The sequence below is a fragment of the Puia dinghuensis genome, from assembly GCF_014642875.1.
In the GTDB taxonomy this organism is placed as follows: Bacteria; Bacteroidota; Bacteroidia; order Chitinophagales; family Chitinophagaceae; genus Puia; species Puia dinghuensis.
The window spans coordinates 537,612-557,276 of the sequence record NZ_BMJC01000004.1; the positions used below are offsets into that span (position 1 = coordinate 537,612).

At 51.2% G+C, this 19,665-nt stretch carries 18 protein-coding genes; 7 read left to right on the plus strand and 11 right to left on the minus strand.

Annotated elements, in window-relative coordinates; translation table 11 throughout:
* Window positions 1-195: 195 nt before the first annotated feature.
* The 7 genes from obgE to paaA all read right to left on the minus strand — a co-directional run bounded on the left by obgE (window position 196) and on the right by paaA (window position 5,786).
* The gene (gene obgE, locus IEY39_RS20115; RefSeq protein WP_188934946.1) at window positions 196-1,209 is read right to left on the minus strand and encodes a GTPase ObgE; all 1,014 of its coding nucleotides are present in this window, start codon (window positions 1,207-1,209) and stop codon (window positions 196-198) included.
* Between the two features lie 37 nt (window positions 1,210-1,246).
* Window positions 1,247-2,470, minus strand: a complete 1,224-nt coding sequence (locus IEY39_RS20120) for a Uma2 family endonuclease (RefSeq protein WP_188934948.1) — start codon at window positions 2,468-2,470, stop codon at window positions 1,247-1,249.
* A 62-nt stretch (window positions 2,471-2,532) separates the two neighbouring features.
* Window positions 2,533-3,309 carry an enoyl-CoA hydratase-related protein gene (locus IEY39_RS20125; RefSeq protein WP_188934950.1) on the minus strand — a complete coding sequence of 259 codons (777 nt, stop codon included), beginning with the start codon at window positions 3,307-3,309 and terminating at the stop codon, window positions 2,533-2,535.
* A 4-nt stretch (window positions 3,310-3,313) separates the two neighbouring features.
* Complete coding sequence (paaD, locus tag IEY39_RS20130; RefSeq protein ID WP_229689001.1) at window positions 3,314-3,805, minus strand: 1,2-phenylacetyl-CoA epoxidase subunit PaaD; 492 nt, start codon at window positions 3,803-3,805, stop codon at window positions 3,314-3,316.
* The gene (paaC, locus tag IEY39_RS20135; protein WP_188934952.1) at window positions 3,806-4,570 is read right to left on the minus strand and encodes a 1,2-phenylacetyl-CoA epoxidase subunit PaaC; all 765 of its coding nucleotides are present in this window, start codon (window positions 4,568-4,570) and stop codon (window positions 3,806-3,808) included.
* A complete protein-coding gene (paaB, locus tag IEY39_RS20140) occupies window positions 4,571-4,861 on the minus strand; it encodes a 1,2-phenylacetyl-CoA epoxidase subunit PaaB (protein ID WP_188934954.1) in 291 nt (96 codons plus the stop codon). It lies immediately after the preceding gene.
* Window positions 4,845-5,786, minus strand: a complete 942-nt coding sequence (gene paaA / locus IEY39_RS20145; protein ID WP_188934956.1) for a 1,2-phenylacetyl-CoA epoxidase subunit PaaA — start codon at window positions 5,784-5,786, stop codon at window positions 4,845-4,847. The genes paaB and paaA overlap by 17 nt, the downstream gene beginning before the upstream one ends.
* Before the next feature lie 142 nt (window positions 5,787-5,928).
* Here paaA and IEY39_RS20150 point away from each other — a divergent pair, with 142 nt between their 5' ends.
* The 5 genes from IEY39_RS20150 (at window position 5,929) to IEY39_RS20170 (ending at window position 13,314) form a co-directional block, all read left to right on the plus strand.
* Window positions 5,929-6,516: an RNA polymerase sigma factor gene (locus tag IEY39_RS20150; protein ID WP_188934958.1), complete on the plus strand. Its 588-nt coding sequence runs from the start codon at window positions 5,929-5,931 to the stop codon at window positions 6,514-6,516.
* 86 nt (window positions 6,517-6,602) lie between these two features.
* On the plus strand, window positions 6,603-7,700 hold the full coding sequence (locus IEY39_RS20155) for a FecR family protein (RefSeq protein WP_188934960.1): 1,098 nt from the start codon (window positions 6,603-6,605) through the stop codon (window positions 7,698-7,700).
* 214 nt (window positions 7,701-7,914) lie between these two features.
* Window positions 7,915-11,148, plus strand: coding sequence for a TonB-dependent receptor (locus IEY39_RS20160; RefSeq protein ID WP_188934962.1), 3,234 nt, complete (start codon window positions 7,915-7,917; stop codon window positions 11,146-11,148).
* A gap of 17 nt (window positions 11,149-11,165) precedes the next feature.
* Complete coding sequence (locus IEY39_RS20165) at window positions 11,166-12,629, plus strand: RagB/SusD family nutrient uptake outer membrane protein (protein ID WP_188934964.1); 1,464 nt, start codon at window positions 11,166-11,168, stop codon at window positions 12,627-12,629.
* An 85-nt stretch (window positions 12,630-12,714) separates the two neighbouring features.
* Window positions 12,715-13,314 carry a Yip1 family protein gene (locus IEY39_RS20170; protein ID WP_188934967.1) on the plus strand — a complete coding sequence of 200 codons (600 nt, stop codon included), beginning with the start codon at window positions 12,715-12,717 and terminating at the stop codon, window positions 13,312-13,314.
* Here IEY39_RS20170 and paaE read toward each other — a convergent pair.
* The 3 genes from paaE to IEY39_RS20185 all read right to left on the minus strand — a co-directional run bounded on the left by paaE (window position 13,292) and on the right by IEY39_RS20185 (window position 15,904).
* Entirely contained in the window at window positions 13,292-14,386 is a 1,095-nt protein-coding gene (gene paaE / locus IEY39_RS20175) for a 1,2-phenylacetyl-CoA epoxidase subunit PaaE (RefSeq protein WP_188934969.1), read from the minus strand. The two genes, IEY39_RS20170 and paaE, sit on opposite strands and share 23 nt — an antisense overlap.
* Window positions 14,383-14,973 (minus strand): TetR/AcrR family transcriptional regulator, encoded by a 591-nt coding sequence (locus tag IEY39_RS20180; protein ID WP_188934971.1) that lies wholly within the window; start codon window positions 14,971-14,973, stop codon window positions 14,383-14,385. Before IEY39_RS20180 ends, paaE begins: the two co-directional genes overlap by 4 nt.
* An 85-nt stretch (window positions 14,974-15,058) precedes the next feature.
* Window positions 15,059-15,904, minus strand: coding sequence for a hypothetical protein (locus IEY39_RS20185; protein ID WP_188934973.1), 846 nt, complete (start codon window positions 15,902-15,904; stop codon window positions 15,059-15,061).
* A gap of 104 nt (window positions 15,905-16,008) precedes the next feature.
* On the opposite strand from IEY39_RS20185, the gene IEY39_RS20190 reads away from it, so the two are divergent.
* On the plus strand, window positions 16,009-16,971 hold the full coding sequence (locus IEY39_RS20190; RefSeq protein WP_188934975.1) for an IS1595 family transposase: 963 nt from the start codon (window positions 16,009-16,011) through the stop codon (window positions 16,969-16,971).
* Between the two features lie 1,214 nt (window positions 16,972-18,185).
* Here the strand turns inward: IEY39_RS20190 and IEY39_RS20195 are convergent.
* Entirely contained in the window at window positions 18,186-18,395 is a 210-nt protein-coding gene (locus IEY39_RS20195; RefSeq protein ID WP_188934977.1) for a hypothetical protein, read from the minus strand.
* 187 nt (window positions 18,396-18,582) lie between these two features.
* On the opposite strand from IEY39_RS20195, the gene IEY39_RS20200 reads away from it, so the two are divergent.
* On the plus strand, window positions 18,583-19,506 hold the full coding sequence (locus IEY39_RS20200) for a PfkB family carbohydrate kinase (protein WP_188934979.1): 924 nt from the start codon (window positions 18,583-18,585) through the stop codon (window positions 19,504-19,506).
* The last annotated feature ends 159 nt before the right edge of the window (window positions 19,507-19,665 follow it).

The following is a 19,665-nucleotide window of genomic DNA, read 5'->3' on the forward strand; positions in this document are numbered from 1 at the left end:
AGAAAATTTGAAGTGGCGAACAATAGATAGCGATGGCGGGAAGATCAATCGTCACAGCAACAATCGGCTGGCAGGCTGGGGACGTTTGCGAACGGTCGAGATCAGGACGATCTCATATAGTATGTAGCAAAAATATAACCAAAATTGATTAATTGCAATACTTCTATATGAATATTATGTTAAGACGAATACATTTTATTTATTTTTATCCGTAATATCCTCATTCAACACCTTCCAGAGCAGGTCTTTGAGCTCAACAATGCCTTGATTGGTCATGGAAGAAATAAAAATATGGGGGATATTGGGGGGCAGCTCGTGGCTGATAGCTTCTTTTAGCTCCCCATCCAGCATATCGCTCTTGCTGATGGCGATGATAAATTGCTTGTGTAGGAGTTCGGGATTATATTTTTCCAGTTCGTTGACAAGGATGCGAAATTCTTCGGCGTGGTTGGGGCTGTCGGCCGGTATCAGGAAAAGCAGAACGGGGTTTCTCTCGATATGGCGCAGGAAGCGGTGTCCCAGGCCTTTTCCTTCTGCCGCGCCTTCGATAATGCCCGGGAGATCGGCCATACAAAACGACCGGCCGTCCCGGTATTCCACCATCCCCAGTTGAGGTGTCAGGGTGGTGAAGGCATAGTCGGCGATCTTGGGTTTGGCTGCGGTCATCACGGACAAAAGGGTGGATTTACCCGCATTGGGGAAACCGACGAGCCCGACATCGGCCAATACTTTTAATTCCAATACCTTCCACCCCTCCACGCCGGGGAGTCCCGGCTGCGCATGTTCCGGCGCCTGGTTGGTTGGAGTAGCAAAATTGGCATTGCCAAGGCCGCCACGCCCACCCTTTAACCATATGATCTCCTGGCCATCTTCCAGGATCTCAGCTTCCACCTTACCCGTCTCTTCATCCCTTGCTACCGTGCCCAGCGGAACATCGATAAAGATATCCTTACCATATCTTCCGGTGCAGTTGTTCCCGCTGCCGGCCTCGCCATCCTCTGCCAATACGTTCTTATAATAGCGCAGATGCAACAGCGTCCATTGATGCTTGCTGCCCCGGAGAATGATATGGCCGCCGCGGCCGCCATCTCCGCCATCCGGTCCGGCCATGGCATTGAATTTTGTCCGCATAAAATGCTTGCTTCCGGCGCCGCCATGCCCGCTTCTGCAAAAGACCCTGATCTGATCGACAAAGTTTGATTTCTCCATTGGGCGACAAAGATACTGCTTCTTCGCTGGCTATGCGCTAATGCGTCAGCTTGGGGAATCCGGTGCCTTCGTATATTTCCTCCATCGACAGCTCGACGCCAACCGCCTCGATCATAAACCTGTCGCTCAGCTTGCTATATTTCTTCGGGTTCCATTCTCCCTTTGCATCCTTGATAAATTGTTCTACCAGTACAGACCGCGAGTCGATGAGTATATATTCCTGCAACGAAGGCAGACCCTGATAGAGCTTGAATTTAGGACCACGGTCATACTTCTGCGTGGATTTGGAAAGCACTTCAATAATAACGGTCGGATTCATCAGATTAAACTCATCGTCCTCTCGGGTAATGGGTTTCCCGCAAACAATGGTGAGGTCCGGATAGGTAAAAAATCCCTTTGCTTCTACAAAGACCCGCAGATCACCAGTGAACACATCGCATGAGCTGCCCTTTAGCCTTTGCTTAGCCAACGCCGTCAATGTTGTTGTTATTCTGACATGATCAAGCAGGACCCCCGACATAAGGAAGATCTCACCATCATAATATTCATGTTTCTGTGTTGCGTCCGCCTCGAGTTGAAGATATTCTTCGAAAGTAAATTCCCGTTTTCCATAAGGCGCCGCCGGCTCTTCGACCCGATTCCCCGGCCCCAGTTCTTCTTCCTGTGTCTCCTTCCAGGGCTTGTACTGCCGCCCGTCCTCCACCGGCCCGTCCGTCGGCCCCGCCTCCTCCGGCCGCAACGGCTCGCACGGAATCCACCCCGCCTGCATCTCCCCCGGCAACCCCTGGTAGATCGCCGTCCCCTCGGTCTTCCAGCGGAGCATCTCATCACTCACTTGCTTGATGACCCTGGCCGGATTCCCCGCCACCACACTCCGCGGCGGGATCTTTTCCCCTGCCTTTACAAAACTCAGGGCCCCCACGATGCATCCATCGCCGATGTCGGCGTTGTCCATGATGACGGCATTCATCCCGATGAGGCAGTTGACGCCGATGGTGGCGCCATGAACGATAGCCCCATGACCGATATGCGCCCCTTCCCGCAACCGGACGGTGGCGCCGGGAAATAGATGGATCGTACAGCTCTCCTGTACATTACACCCGTCTTCGATGATAATCTGTCCCCAGTCGCCGCGGATAGCCGCGCCGGGACCCACATACACATTTTTACCGATAATGACATTACCGGTGACAGCGGCCTGGGGGTGTACAAAGGAGGAAGGATGGACCACAGGCCGGTGGCCATTAAATTCGTAGAACATAAATTAAGTTTTATTAGCCAATCATTGGCCTCGGTCGGCAAACCCGCGGTTTGCCCGGAAACTCATTCCCCCTTAAATCGTGGAGCTCTTTTGTTCAGAAAGGCATCTACTCCTTCAGCATAATCCTTTGTCTGCGCCGCCTGCTGTTGCAGCTCATCTTCCAACAGCAACTGGGCTTCCAGGGTATTGGTGGCGGAATAATTCAACGCATGTTTGGTCAATGCCAATGCCCGGGTCGGCATCTGCGCCAATGTGGCGGCGAGTGCCCTCGAAGCCTCCGGGAAATCCTGGTCGGAATAGACCGCATAAATCATGCCCATTTTTTCGGCATTTTCCGCCGCGATCTTGTCGCCCAGCAAAGCGATACCGGCGGCTTTTTGCCAGCCTACAAGCCGTGGCAGCCACCATGTTCCGCCGCTGTCGGGGATCAGCCCGATCTTCGAAAAAGCCTGGATGAAGGAAGCCGACCTGGCCGCGACGACGATATCACAACAAAGCGCGATGTTGGCTCCCGCACCGGCCGCCACTCCATTCACTGACGCCACCACCGGCTTGGGCAAATTACGGATACGCGTGATGATAGGATTATAACGTTCGCTGAGTATCTTCTCCATCCCCGGCCCTTCCGGATCGACTACCTCCGACAGGTCTTGCCCCGCCGAAAAAGCCCTACCCGCGCCGGTGAGACAGACGGCCCTCACTTCATGCAGACTGGCGCACTCGTCCAGCCTGCTTTGCAGCAAAAGTGCCATTTCACGCGTAAAAGCATTCATTTTCTCCGGCCTGTTCAGGGTTATAAAGGCAACCTGGTCCCTGATCTCGAATAGAATGGAAGACATATTTTCAATGACATTTAAAATAATCGAAGGGCTCATGACAGTCCTCGCAACGATACAAAGCCTTACAGGCCGTGCTGCCAAATTCGCTTATCAATGTGGTGTGATAAGAATGACAATGCGGGCAGGCTATCGCTTCTTCGCGTTGGAACAGGTCGAGGTGGCAAACCGTCTGTACAGGCAGCGGCGGCGCAATGCCATAAGCCCGCAGCTTCTCCTTCCCTTTCTCACTCATCCAGTCCGTTGTCCAGGCCGGCGACAGGACGGTGGTCAGCTTTACGGCTGGATACCCATGCTGGCCGAGGACCATCCGGATATTCATCCTTATCACATCCATGGCCGGGCATCCGCTATAAGTTGGGGTCAGCACGATCTCCGGGCGGCCGTCTTCCATCCGCACCTTCCGGATGATGCCCAGGTCGATCACCGACAACACCGGAACCTCGGGGTCATTCACTGCTTCCAGCAGGGACCATATCGTCTTCGTCTCTTCCATCATCTACCATTCGTTACCCGGATAGGCCCTTTGAAGGAATTGCATTTCGGCCAGCAGGTAACCCAAATGCTCGGTGTGTTTCCCCTGCTTGCCTCCCTGCTGCATCATCGAACCAGGGGTCGTCAGGGTCGCTTCCTTCAATACCTCACCTACCCGCAGTTCCCACAGGGGCTTTATCTCTCCAAGATCGACCGCAATGCCTCCCGGCGCCAGGGCCTGCTCAAAGCCGGCGGGCTGAAAAAGTTCGCCTGTATACATCCAAAGCTGATCGAGTGCCTTCTCCATCCGGGCATGGCTCTCTTCCGTTCCGTCACCCAGCCGTATCACCCATTCGCTGCTCCACCGGAGATGATAGGTCACTTCCTTGAGGGCCTTCTCCGCGATAGCGGACAACTCGGCATCCCTGCTATGTTGCAGCTCCCGGTAAAAGAAATATTGATAGGCGCTGAAGAAAAATTGCCGCAGCACTGTCTTGCCCCAATCGCCGTTGGCCTGTTCGACCAGCAGACAATTCCGGTAATCCCAGGAGTCCCGCAGATAGGCAAGGACATCCTCCGTCACCTCCGGCCCGCCCTGCATAGTCATCAACCGCGCCGCATACTGGTAAAGATACCGGGCCTGACCGATCAGGTCGAGCGCAATATTGGATAATGCAATATCCTGTTCGAGGATTGGTCCATGACCGGTCCATTCGCTGTTGCGATGGCCAAGAACAAGCGCGTTGTCGGCAAGGTGTAAGGTATAGTCGATGGTGTGCTGAACGGTCATTTACATATGCTTTAATTCATCTGGCAAATCGTAAAAGGTCGGATGCCGGTAGACCTTATCGTTTGCAGGATCATAAAAAGAGGATGCTTCATCGGGGTTGGAAGCATGGACATATTTGCTTTCCACCACCCAGATGCTGATGCCTTCCATCCGGCGGGTATAAACATCCCGGGCATTCTCGATAGCCATGGCCGAATCGGCAGCATGAAGGCTGCCCACATGCTTGTGATCCAGGCCCTGCCTGCTGCGGATGAATATCTCCCAAAGTGGCCAGTTATGCTGTTTTTCCATATTGTATTTTTTTCTCCGCATGCGCCAGGGCCGCTTCCCGAACCCAGGCCCCGTCCTCATGCGCCTGCACCCGCGCCGCCAGCCTTTCCTTGTTACAGGGACCGTTGCCATTGATCACATTCCGGAATTCTTCCCAATCGATGGGACCAAAGTCATAATGCTGCCGTTCTTCATTCCAACGGAGCTGGTCGTCTGGGATCGTCATCCCCAGCAGCTTCACCTGTTCGGCGCAAATATCGACAAAACGCTGCCGCAGTTCATCATTGGTAAATCGCTTGATCTTCCATTGCATGCTTTGCGCCGTATGCGGTGAGGCATCGTCATTGGGCCCGAACATCATCACCGACGGCCACCACCAGCGATCGATCGCATCCTGGCACATCCGCCGCTGCGCTTCACTACCCCGGCTCAACGTAAGCAGAATCTCGAAGCCTTGCCGTTGGTGGAAGCTTTCTTCCTTACAGATGCGGACCATCGCCCTGGCATAAGGCCCGTAAGAAGCCCGGCACAATGGAACCTGGTTCATGATGGCCGCGCCGTCGACCAGCCAGCCGATTGCGCCCATGTCTGCCCAGGTGAGCGTGGGGTAATTGAAGATGGACGAATATTTCGCTTTTCCGCTGTGCAGCTGGTCAATCATCTCCTCGCGGCTAATTCCCAGCGTTTCGGCGGCGGAATACAGGTAAAGTCCATGACCGGCTTCATCCTGTACCTTCGCAATAAGTGTAGCCTTGCGCCTGAGCGAGGGCGCCCTGGTGATCCAGTTGGCTTCTGGCAGCATCCCCACGATCTCGCTGTGGGCATGTTGTGAGATCTGCCTTATCAGGGTCTTCCGGTAAGCGTCCGGCATCCAATCCTTTGGCTCGATCCGGATATCCTGGTCGATCTTATCCTGGAAGATAGTTGAACTGGCGTCGGTCATCATACAGCATCGGTTGATTATCCACAAAAATACCGCTTTTTTCAAAAGCTAACAAGTGTTAGCAATCCGGTTGTTAACCACTACGAAAGAAATAAGATACCCCTATTCCAACCCGTTTAGATAATTTTGCGTTTCGTTATTACACATGGACAACGACCCGATATTGCTGGAGCAGGTAGCCGCAGGTGATCAAGCCGCATTCCGGCAAATTTACGCCCACTTCTTCAAGCGCCTTTACCAGTTCGCCTTTGCCATGATCAAGACCCGCGAATCCGCAGAGGAGATCGTGGAAGACGTCTTCGTCCGCATCTGGCAGCGGCGCGAGGAGATCTCTTCCATCCGCAATCTCCGGGTCTATCTCTATACCGCCACCAAGAATGCTGCGCTCAATTATCTGTCCCGAAAAGCCCGGCAGAATATCACGGAACCCTTTGATCACATTACCATCGACCTGAATGGAAGCAACGGCACTCCTGAACAATTGCTCATCACGGCCGAGACTTACCGGAAGATACAAACGGCGATAGAAGCGCTGCCGCCCCGCTGCAAAATGATCTTTAAGCTGGTGCGGGAGGATGGGCTCAAATACCGGGAAATTGCCGAGATCCTCAATATCTCCACCAATACCATCGACGTGCAAATGGCCATCGCCGTCAAAAGGATATCCCTCGCCATCGCGGCCGAGTTCGATTTCCCGTTGAAAAGATCGAGCAGGCAAATAGGTGACAATTAATCTATTACAGGGGAAGATAAAATTATTTTGAAAACGGCTTAGTAGATAGGTTTCATTTTATTGTCTTTAGAGGGCAGGCCTGCTGTATGGAGCAACATAACAATCGCATATGGGTATTGATGTCCCGGCGCCTTTCCGGCGAATCCACCCCTGAGGAGGAAGAGGAATTACAACAATTGCTCCAACGATCTCCCGATAAAGGATACTCATTCGACGTTCTCCAAGGTTATTTTTCGTCCCCGCCTGACAGCGCTTCGGACTCCATCGAAGAGGAAGACCCCGATCTCGAAGCAAGATTTCGCCGCATCATCGACATGCCTGACGGCGATAAGCGTGCACAACGAAAACGGATCATCCGATTCTCCCCGCGAGGAGCCATCGGTTATGCCGCATCTGTGGCCGCCCTCATCGTGCTGGGCTGGGGCATCTACCGTCTGCTCCCTGAACATAAGATAGCTCTGCCCGCCATAAGGCCCGTTGGCAATGAAGAAGTGCAGGCCAGGCCAGGCGCCCGAACCCGGCTATTGCTTCCCGACGGCACACAGGTCTGGCTCAACTCCAACAGCAAATTGAAATATACCGGCGATTTTAATATCGGGAGCCGGGAAGTGGGGCTCGAAGGGGAGGCCTGTTTCGACGTGACAAAGGATATGGAACATCCTTTCATTGTTCACGCATCTACCCTGGATATAAAAGTCCTGGGTACTTCCTTCACGGTAAGATCGTATCCGCAGGATGAGACCGTAGAGGCGGCCGTGTTGAAAGGGGTCATTGAAGTGAGCAGGAAAGGAAGCCCAAACACAGCTCGTATCATCCTCCGGCCCAATGAAAAGCTGGTACTCAACAAGCTCCCTGCCCCGTCCGTCGCCGCCGCCGGCAAAGCTGCCACTGGCATGGCGATAAGTCACATCCGGCCGGATATTCCCGACAGCGAGAAGGTGGAAACGAGCTGGATGTATAACCGGCTTGTATTCGACGGGGATAATTTCCGGGAGCTGGCAAACAAAATGGAACGGTGGTACGATGTACATATCATGGTAAAAGATGCCAGACTCAACCAATATCATTTTGGCGGTGTTTTCGCCAATGAGAGCATCGAGGAAGCCCTGAAAGAACTGCAGCTCACTGCCAACTTCACATATAAAATAAATGGAAAGGAGATAGAACTATATGCAAAACAGTAATACCGGCTGATCAGGCTGATAGCCCATCGCTATAAATAAAAAAACGGGAAATGTTAGCGCATTCCCCGTTTAAGATTGAAACGGAAACCTTTGACCAACTGGGAGGGCGGTCCGGGTTTCCCATTTGATAATCCTTAATGATAAAAGTATGAAAAATTCGCAACCCCTCATAGGGAGGGGTAGGTTACGATTGCTCTTTAAAATGGTTGTGATTATGAAGCTGACGATGCTGTTCCTCTTATTTGGACTCCTCCAGGCAGAGGCGAATGTCAATGCCCAGGGTTCCATCACCCTCAACGCACAGCAGACCGAGATCGCTAAAGTGTTGAACAAGATCGAAAAGAAAGGTGAATTCCGCTTTCTCTATAACTATGACCTATCCTCTCTTCGGACAAAAGTCACGGTAGACTGGCAGAATACCCCCATCAACGAGGCCCTGAGCCGCCTTTTCAAAAACACCGATCTCACCTTCAAGGTGCTGACTAACAATTTGATAGTAGTGTTGTCCAACAAGCTGCAACGTCTGCCTATCCGTATTACAGGCACCGTCACAGGGGACAACAACGAGCCGCTTTCCGGGGTATCCGTCCAGATAAGAGGGTCATCCGCCGGCACTTCCACCAATAATAAAGGGGAGTATACCCTTACGGTGGAAGACAGCGCCACGCTTATCTTCTCCTACATCGGCTATACGACAAAAGAAGTAGCCGTTGGCGGCCAGAATGTCGTCAACGCTCAGCTGACCACCAGCAGCAAAGCGCTCGATCAGGTCGTCGTCATCGGCTATGGCTCCCAGCGCAAGGCCGATATCACCTCCGCCGTATCTACCATCAGCGTAAAGGATGTCAGCTCCCGGCCGGTAATCTCTACGTCTGAGGTATTGGCCGGTAAGGCTCCCGGCGTCCAGGTCTTCCAACCTTCCGGCGCACCGGGTTCCGACTTTAGCGTCCGCATCCGCGGCATCGCCTCGCCAAATGGCGCCGAACCGATCTATGTCATCGACGGAGTAGTAGCCGGGGATACCAAGAGCCTCGACCCCAACACCATCGAATCCATCAGCGTATTGAAGGATGCAGCCGCAGCCGGCATCTATGGCGCAGCGGGCAGCACCAACGGCGTCGTGCTCATCACGACAAAACAGGGGTCCAAGGGGAAGACCAGGACTGACATCAATGCCTATACGGGTATCCAGCAGATAACAAAAAAGCTCGATGTCCTCAACAACCAGCAATACCTGTCCCTCCTCCAGGATGAGTACACCAACGCCCATAAGTCTGTGCCGACACTGCCAAACAACTTCACTGCAAACAACAACTGGCAGGACCTCATTTATCACACGGCAGTGCAAACCGGCGCCAATGCAACTTTCTCCGGTGGATCACAAAAAGGCACCTGGCTGCTGGGTCTTGGCTATCTCAACCAGGATGGGATCGTTCACACTTCCAATTTCAAGCGTTATTCCATCAACTTCAAGCTCGAACAGAACATGAACGACTGGTTGAGCGTGGGTTCGCACATCAGCTACAACCGCAGCTATACCACTACCATTCCCGATGGCACAAGCGCCCAACACGGTGGTACCATCCTTGCTGCATTGACGACACCCCCCATTGTCCCCGTAATCGACGCCAAGGGAGTGTACGGTTCCAATTTTGACGGGACTGCTAACCCGGTCGGCAACATTTACGATCAGAACAATTCTACGGCGGCAAACAACCTCCTGGGCGATGTCCATGTAGAGATCAAGCTGCCGTTCAACATTAAATATCGTTCGTCTGCCGGCCTGTCCCTCGAACAATACAACTACAACTACTTCCTCAACCCATTCAACAATGCTTATGGCATTTCGATCCAGGGTTTGGCGACCAATACCAGCCAGGAAGTGCTCCGCTACACGCTTGACAATACCCTCACCTGGAACAGATCGTTTGGTGACCACAACTTCAATGTCGTCGTCGGTACGGAAACCATCAATGAGAAATATTACAACAACAGTCAATCCGGTCGTGGATTTGCAACGGCTGCCGTTCCCACCCTCAATGCCGCTTCCTCCAATCAATCCGTATACAGCTATCAGACGGACTGGGCGGTGCTGTCTTACTTCGGGAGGGTGAACTATTCCTACAAGGATAAATATCTCTTCACCGGCTCTCTCCGCGCGGATGGGTCTTCCCGGGTGGGGATCAACAATCAGTATGGCTATTTCCCCGCCTTCTCCGGCGGCTGGCGGGTCTCCAAAGAGGACTTCATGGATAATATCCACTTTATTGAAGACCTGAAGGTCCGTGCGGGTTGGGGTGAGACAGGTAACCTGCCACCGGCGGGGGTCACCGTCTATCCTTCTTATACTTCTCTCAACCCGGGCGCGCCGTACATCTTTGGCGGCAATCCTACCCCGGGTGTCATCCTTGCCAATCCCATCGGCAACTCCGGCCTGAAATGGGAAGCCGGTCAGCAATTGAATATAGGCTTCGACCTCGCCGTGTTGAAGGGCCGGGTAAGTCTTTCCGCCGATTATTATAACAAGAAAACAAAAAACCTCATCTTCACCGAGACCCTGCCCGCGACCAATGGGAATGACGACGGTCAGCAGCTGATCAACCTTCCCGGGTATGATCAGAACAGGGGTTTTGAATTTTCGCTGACAGGCGTCATCGTTAAGACCCATGACTTTGACTGGACGGCCACCGTGAACACTTCCTTCAACAAGAATCGCATCTATGGGCTTGACTCCGCCTCCACTTTCTATTATGGCGGTATCGAATTCGGCGGCGGCGGAACGAATCAGTATGTCTCCGTCGTAAAGAATGGCCTGCCCCTGGGCGCCTTCTATGGCTACAAGGCCCTTGGCGTAGACCCGGCCACCGGCTATGAGAAATTTGCCGATCTCAACCACGACGGTGTCATCGATCCTAATCACGACCGTACCTATCTGGGCAGCGGCCTGCCGACCTTCATCTACAGTTTTGTCAATAACCTCACGTATAAGAACTTCGGACTCGATCTCCTCTTCGACGGAGTTGGCGGCAATAAGATCTTCGACGCCTCCGCCATCGAAACCCAGGGTATGTCCAGCCCCAACAACGCTACTACCGAAGTGTTGCGCCGCTGGAGGAAACCCGGTGATATCACTGATGTTCCCCTCGCCCAATTCGGTGACTCGGCAGCCAATTCCCGCATCTCTTCCCGGTTTATCCAGAACGGGGCCTTCTTCCGGCTGAAATCTGCTACGCTCAGCTACCACCTCAGCACCGAAGGGCTGAAACATGCCGGTATCTATGGAATGCGCTTCTATGTGACGGGTCAGAATCTCTTTACGATCACTGGCTACAAAGGATATAATCCCGAGGTCAATCAGGCGGGCACCAGCTCTACGGCATTGGGCATCGACTACGGTACTTATCCCCAGTCGAGGATCTATACTGTCGGCGTAAACCTGGAACTCTAACAAAAAAACGGATCATCATGCGACACAACAATAAATCGTTTGTATTTATCATCACTATAGCAGGGCTTTTGGGGACAGCCTGTCAAAAGACCATCGATAAGACCCCGATCTCCAGCCTTACCACTTCGAATTACTGGAAGACGGCAACAGATGCTGAATCAGGGCTCACGGGGGCGTATAACAGCCTCTACCAGCAGTTCTATATCTGGGATTATATGACCAATGGCGACGTGCAGGCCGATAACTGTTATGCCGGCGGCAACAACCCCGATAATTTCGCGATCGACAACTTTACCCTGAACGCCCTCAACGGTAATGTCACGCGCGACTGGCAGGGTCTGTATGAAGGAGTCGCCAACGCGAATGCCGTGATCCAGAACGTGCCTGCCATCAACGACGTTGCCTGGCAGGGCAATACCCGCAAGCAGCAGATCATTGGCGAGGCAAAATTTCTCCGGGCGCTGCATTATTTCTACCTGGTTACCACCTGGGGTGATGTCCCGCTCGTGGTGGAGAATGTTACCTCTGGCGCAGGCCTGTATCCGGCCCGTACACCGGCTGCCGCTGTCTGGGAACAGATAGAACACGACCTCATCTCCGCAGATTCTTCCCTGCTCCCTGCTTCCGGCAGCAATCCCAATAACGGCCGGGCTACTCAGGGTGCGGCCGACGCACTGCTCGCCAAGGCCTATGCGCAACAGGGCAAGTACGACTCCTCCCTGGTCTGGTGCAACAAGGTAATGGCTAATAGCTACTATTCCCTGTTGCCAGGCTATGCGCAGCTCTTCGACGGCAATCACAAGAATACGGTCGAATCCATTTTCGAGATCCAGCATGGTACGGTCAGCGGCACAACCAACTATGGTCCTGAACTGCTGTTACCCTATTCACTCACCGGTGACACCTGGGCGAAGTTCAATGAACCGACCAACGATCTCATCCAGGCCTACCAGGCGGAGAACGACATGGTCCGGCTAAACGCCTCTGTATACTGGAGCAAGCCCGGGGATAGCAGCGGCGCCATCCCGCCTCCTTATACCAAATTGCCGGTGCCATACGCCTATAAATGGAAAGATCCCGGTGGCTTTAACAGCCCGGATAATGAGATTGTCCTCCGCCTGGCGGACATCATCCTGTTGAAGGCCGAAGCCCTGAACCAGACCGGTCAAACGGCGCAGGCAATTCCGCTGATCAACCAGATCAGGGCCCGCGTTGGTCTGCCCAATACCACCGCCGTCAGCCAGACGGATGTAGCCACCGCCATCCTGAAGGAAAGAAGGCTCGAGCTGGCCCTGGAAGGCTGGCGTTGGACCGACCTGCTTCGCGCCGGAGTACAGTATACCATCAACCTGATGAACAGCCGGGTCGATCCCAGCGGCAAACCCCTCAACTATGGGCTGACGACAAACAAGCTCCTGTGGCCGGTGCCGCAGGCTGAGCGTGATCTTGACGCCAACCTGGGACAGAACCCCGGCTACTAATCTTATTTATAGTGCAACTGATCAGGCCCTGGTGAATAGCCGGGGCTTTTTATTAGTACCTTGTAAGAATTTAATTCCATTCGCTATGCCCTTTCTTGCCAGGGTCAGGAATATCATCTTCTCGCCGGTGGCTGAATGGCAGGTCATCGCGAAAGAAAAAAGGACGATGAAGCGCTTGCTGGGGCGTTATGTGATCCCCATGGCGCTGATCCCTGCCGTTGCAAGTTTTATCGGTTATGGCCTTGTCGGCGCCAACGGCATCCTTTTCCGGATAAGCGGGGTTTATTGGGGAATCTCCATGGCGACAAATAGCTTTATCACCTCTTTGGTCGTTTATCTTCTCGGAACCCTGCTGGTAGACATCATCGCACCCGCCTTTGGTGCGCCAAGGGATCTCGGCCGGTCGGCGCAATTAGTGGCTTATTCGTATACCCCGGCCTGGCTGGCCGGTATCTTTTATGCGCTGCCGGGATTGCAAGCGGGTGTGGCATTGGGGCTTTATAGCGTATACCTGTTTTATACCGGTGTTCCCCAGCTGAAGAAGACACCCGAGGACCAGCGCGTCGCCTATACGATCGTCAGCGCCATCCTGCTTATCATCATCCGCTTCCTGGTGGGGCTGCTTCTTTCCGATCTCATCTACTCCCTTGCTGCGGAGCGGTTTATTTGGAGTCAAAGTCAATGACCACGGTTGAAGTCCGGGGGTGGGACTGGCAGGTGAGGACATATCCTGCCTGCAATTCATCGGCTTCCAATGCATAGTTTACATCCATCTCCACCTCTCCTTCGATCAATTTAGCCCGGCAGGTGCAACAGACCCCGCCTTTACAGGCAAAAGGCAGATCGACTCCCTCCATCAGGGCTGCATTCAGCACCGAGTCGCCGTCATAAGATAGGGGAAATGAATGACTGACGCCATCCAGCCGGACGGTTACCTGGCTGACGGCAGCTGTAGACTCCCAGGCTTCGGGCTTGCTCTGCCCTTTGGGGCCGCTGGCGCCTTTAGCATCGCTGTCCACGGAATGAAAGAGCTCAAAATGGATCTTCCTATTGTCGACGCCCTGTTGTTGCAGCCAGTCTCTTACGGTGAAGATCATTTCCTGTGGGCCGCAGAGAAATACCTCATCCATCATGGAAAGGTCGATGAGCCTGGGGCATAGTTCCGCGCATTTCGACACGTTGATCCGGCCCTGGTTCAGTGGAACATCCATCTGTTCGCGGCTCAGGATGTGATGCAGCGCCAGCCGCTGCATATTGCGGTCTTTCAGGGCCTCCAGCTCCTCCCTGAAAATGATGGAAGAGCGATTGCGGTTGCCGTATACCAGCGTAAAGTGACTTTGCGGCTCTACTGCCAGGGTCGTCTTTACCAGCGAGATCACCGGGGTAATACCGCTGCCCGCGGCAAAGGCCAGGTAGTGCTTCTGGTTTTCCGCCCGCAATTCGGTGTAGAATTTTCCCGTCGGTGGCAGCACTTCGAGCTCCTGGCCTGTTTGTAATTGTTCATTAGCGAACGTGGAAAAGACCCCGCCCGCAACCTGTTTGACCGCGATGCGCAGCTCATCATCCAGCGGGCTGCTGCAGATGGAATAGCTCCGCCGTACTTCTGTCCCCGCCATCCACATCCGGACGGTGATATTCTGTCCCTGGTGATAACGGAATGCTTCCCGCAGGTGCGGCGGGATTGTAAAAGCGACCGATACGCAATCGGCCGTTTCCCGGCGGATATCTTCGACTATCAGTTTTTGGAAAAAGCTCATTTCTTCAATCCTTCTATAAGGTATTTGACCATATTCGATTCAAGGGTCTCGGCATTGGTGCTTTTTCGGCTCCGTTGCCAGCTGTCGATACCACTGATGGCCGAAAGGATCACCAGGACGGCCGTATAAGGGTCGATAGCCTTCATCTCCCCCTTGGCGATGCCGGTTTCGATGATGTCACTCAGGCGCTTGCGGTAATTGCGCCGCTGGTTGAGGAAGTTGGAGAGATAGGGCTCCGGCAGGTGACGCCATTCGTGGTCGGCGATGTATACATATTCATACTGATCCAGCATCATCCGGATATGCAGCCGGATGATCGTCTCCATCTTTTTCAGGGTGGGCTGCAGGCTGGCTTCTACTACTTCCAGGTTGCTGATGAATTCGTTGGCAACCTTGAAACAGATGGTCTGGAGGATCTCCGATTTCGACTGGATATGGTTATACAGGCTGGCGGCTTCCACCCCTACATGTTCGGCCAGGTCCCGCATGGATGCGGCGCCAAACCCCTTTTCCCTGAACAGCCGGGAGGCCTTTTCGATGATCACCTCCTTTTTGGTGCTGTTCCTGCGACTTTGAATTTTAGCCATAAAAATTACCACAAATATAATAAAAAGAGCTAACGACTGTTAGCCAATAATGTTGGCAACTATCACTATTTAGGGACAAAAAAAATTATGGCTTTGGCGAGAAGTCACCCAATAGTTCCCCTAAGTTCCGCACGGTATCGCTGATTTTTTGGTTATCGTTCTCCCAAATCTGAAACTGTTTTCTTTGTCCCGCTAATAATTCTACTCTGAAATGATACCTGAGTTCATGCCTAGTAACAAGGCTTACGTAAAGAATATCTCCATAAAAAAAGACATGGTAAACGCCAGATTCAATAAAATGAAACTCATTTTCTGTAATATAATTATCAGCCGTCCAAGTATCCGAATATGGACTTTCTTTTATAGCATATTGCTCTATGCGCGGGTAGTTTTCTATTTTCTTCTGCGATTTATAGAGCATCCAAGGACTGAGATGGGCACTATCCGGCTGCATAATCTCAATTCCGATTTTCCCCATCACAATTTTAGCGGGCTGGCTAACAAGATTGTCGATTGTATAATTAACAAGGGGCGGTCTGTTGGGACGAAGACTGTCCCGCACACTGGCAATTTGCAAATAAGGCTGATTCGCACTTTCAAATTGTTTTTGACTTACGAGAAGCGCGTCTTGCGTAATTTTAAGCGATCGGTAACCAAACCATATAGAAATTCCAGTGATCCCGACAAGAATACTATTAATCACTATCCCATACATCGTTTGTCGGTGGTTTCTGTTCCATTGCTCTATGTTCTTCCTGGATTCGCGTCCGTCAGCTTGATTTTTTTGTGTGCTGCTATCGCTGGTGGGGGCTTCTACCTTTGGTTCGACAGGATGTTGCTGTCCTTCGGCATCCCCTTGATGAACGGGGACTGGCGGGGGATTAATTGGCGGAGTTTTCTTATCTCCTTCTTGTGGTTTTTGGTCGGTCATGCGGGACTGTTTGGGGTGTATAAACTTATGGAAAATATTTAACATTTAAAATTAGGATATATTAGGGACAAATCGTAAATTTATACCCTAAACCTCAGCTAGTTATGCCCACCTTCAAGAATCTCAAGGACTTAATGGTCAAATTCCAGGACGAACAGGGTTGTCGGGATTACTTAGTCCAACATCGTTGGGGCGGCAAACCTATATGCCCTTATTGTGGGTCAGATAAGTCCTACCGGATAGAGAACGGCAAGCGATTCAAATGTGGTAATAAGGAATGCCACAAAAAGTATAGTGTAACCGTTGGTACGGTGGCTGAGGATAGCAATATCCCCCTGTCAACGTGGTTTGCCGCTATCTATATTATTACCTCTCATAAGAAGGGAATTAGCTCCATCCAACTGGGAAAGGATTTGGGCATCCCACAAAAGACAGCTTGGTTCCTGTTGCATCGCATACGTGAAGCCTTACGGGAAAAGGGAACGCTACTGCTGACCAAGGAGGTGCAAGCTGATGAAACCTATATCGGCGGTTTGGAGCTAAATAAACATGCCAGCAAGCGGGTAGGAAAAGAGGAAGCTGCTGAATTAAAGACAGCGGTAGTGGGTTTGCAGGAAACTGGCGGCAAGATAGTGACCAAAGCTACCCAATGGGTAACCAAGACAGTTGTTACCAATATGATCTTGGATCATGTCGAGAAACCTTCCACCCTGGTAACGGACGCAGCATCTGTATATCGAAAGGTAGGCAAGAAATACAATCATGTCGTAGTTAATCACACCGAAGGGGAATACGTCCAGAATGGATACCATATCAATGGATTAGAAAACTATTGGTCTATCCTCAAGCGCGGAATTTATGGCATCTATCACCAAGTATCCCGCAAGCATTTACAGCGCTATTGCGACGAGTTCAGCTTTAGGTTTAACAGCCGGAAAATAGGAGAAAGTGAGAGATTTGGGTTAACTTTATGTAGGCTGGAAGGGCATATGCCATATAAGACCCTGATAGCAAAACAGAAAGACCATGGCATCGGCAAAGAAATCGAAGAAACCCCGGAAGAATAAATACGAAGAGAAAGTACACGTAGATGCCTCTTTTGATGAGGTTATGACTGTGCTATTCCCTAAGACCGAAAATACCACCCCTCCACAACCAAAGGTAGTTTCTCCCAAAAAGAAGAAATAGACACTACCTCCGTCTCTTCTGCTTCTGCAAATTGTATTCGTGGATCATTTCTAAGATTATCTTGGAATCTACCCCTAGGGTACTCGCCATGTTATAAACATCTGCAAATCTGAATAGCGTAGGATTGTCAAGAAGACGCGAAAATCGTTCTGGTGTTGTTCCTATATCCCTAGAAAATGGCGTTTCGTCCACTACGCTGAGCAGTTCCGGTAAGGTCTTTATCTCACCGGAGAGAATTAGCTTTTTTGCAATGGAATTCTTGGACATCTTCGCCATCCGCAAATATTAAGCGGATTTGTTCAACACTTACTAATAATAAGCCAAATAAGGCTTAAAAGTAGTTGTTGTAAGAATTTTAAATTGTTATATTGCTTATTTTGATTATTCAAATGCTATATTTATCTTTAATTCTCATAGGATGAGTTTTAAATGGCTACGGCTACCTGATTAGCGCCGGGCGGTAGTTGAATGCCGCCTGCTTTTACGATATTTGCGATTCGTTAAAATATTAAGCGATTCGCTTTGAGTTCTGTCTTGGAAACGTCGAAATTTCTAAATGAGAACAGAATGAGAAGTGATGAGCCCATGCCTTTGGCGTGGGTTCTCTCTTATCTGTTCTCAGGGCTTTCGACGGCCTCCAAGACGGGTAAGTAGAGACCCGCGCCATTTTTTTTTGATATACTCCCGATTGATCGAATTTTTTTCATAGGAAGAACGCCGTATGTCTATACGGCGTGAAGGTTTAACTGGTTATTCGGCTCCTGGTTGGTAGCGAAGGCAGTTTAAACAGTTAAAACACAAGAACTGAAAAGCCCCTCTTCTATTCCTGGAAGAGGGGCCATTTTTTATGGGTAAAATGACGGGGAATAAGTACCTTTATCAAACGACGAAACCCGGTGCCAGCCGGGTTTAAAATAGGTTATTCCTTAGTTCCAATTGAGATAATTAAAAATACAAAAAATATCTCAAAATGGAAACTATTCCTCAATACTTCAGAGTAAAAGAAAATTGCCCCATTGATCCAGTACAACACTACATCCAAACTGGCGAAATCCCCGTGGACCATTTAGAGCCAATTAGAGAAGACGAGTTTTTAGACGGGTCTGGTAAAACTATATGCTACGGTATTTCCTTCGAGCAGTTCGAAGCCATCCGCCATCGGAGAGAAGAAATATTCTCGACTATACCATCCTAAATACAACCTACCATGTTCTTCCCTCATGCTATATTCTCCTCCTAGTTGGGGTTGATCTTTGGGAGCGGTGAACATTGCCCCTGTCTTTTTTCCCATGCTTAACGGCATAAAGGTAATCTTAGTCCCGTACTGATCCACCCACTCAGTGGCATATTTAGTATGAAATTCATATATAGTCATAATGGCAATCTTTTCCCATTAAGGTACAAGTTTTTTAATTTTTCTTGTCCCTAAATAGTGATAGTTGCCATAATGTTGTAGGTTGCAGCCCGAAACAAAAGCAAAACCGAATTAAATGTCATTAATTGTAGTCGGTTCCATGGCCTATGACGCCATCGAAACTCCCTTTGGAAAGACAGACCGGATAGTAGGCGGAGCAGCCACCTATATCGCCTATGCAGCCAGCAATTTCATAAAACCCATCAACCAGGTTTCCATCGTAGGCAATGACTTTGCCAGCGAAGAATTGGACGAATTACAGAAGCGCGGGGTCGACCTGGGAGGCGTGGAGATCAAAAAAGACAAAAAATCCTTCTTCTGGAGCGGCAGATACCACATGGACATGAATACCCGGGACACCCTGGTCACCGAACTGAATGCATTTTTGGACTTTAACCCGGTGATCCCGGAAAGCTTCCAGGGCAGCGAGTTCGTCATGCTCGGTAATATCACCCCCGGCCTCCAGATGAATGTCGTCCAGCAGCTGAAGAAGCGCCCCAAGCTCATTGCCATGGATACAATGAACTTCTGGATGGACAACGCCCTCGACGACCTCAAAAAACTGTTGACGATGGTCGACGTACTGATGGTAAACGATAGCGAAGCCCGCCAGTTAAGCGGGGAATTTTCCCTGGTAAAGGCAGCCCGTGCCATCATGAAAATGGGTCCCCGGTTCCTGATCATAAAGAAAGGTGAACACGGCGCTCTGCTTTTCCATGGCGACCAGGTCTTCGTTGCACCCGCGCTGCCGTTGGAAGAAGTATTCGACCCCACGGGCGCCGGCGACACCTTTGCCGGTGGATTCATGGGTTGGCTTGCCAGCACCCGCGACATCTCCTTCGAGAACATGAAGACAGCCATCATCGTCGGCTCGGCCATGGCCTCTTTCTGCGTGGAGAAGTTCGGTCCCACAAGGCTCAAAGAGATCACCCGTACGGATATCGATGCCCGCATCAGACAATTCGTCGATCTGGTCAACTTTGATATCGAATTGGTGTAAAATTTGTTTTATTTATAATTGAAAGCTATATTTGCCCCGCAATGAAAATAATGAAACATACAAAGCAGATTAAGAAGTGCCTCCCACAGCGGGACAGGATCTGATCTTTTTGTATGCCAAGATATCAAGAGCCTTCCCGCAACCGGGAGGGCTTTTTAA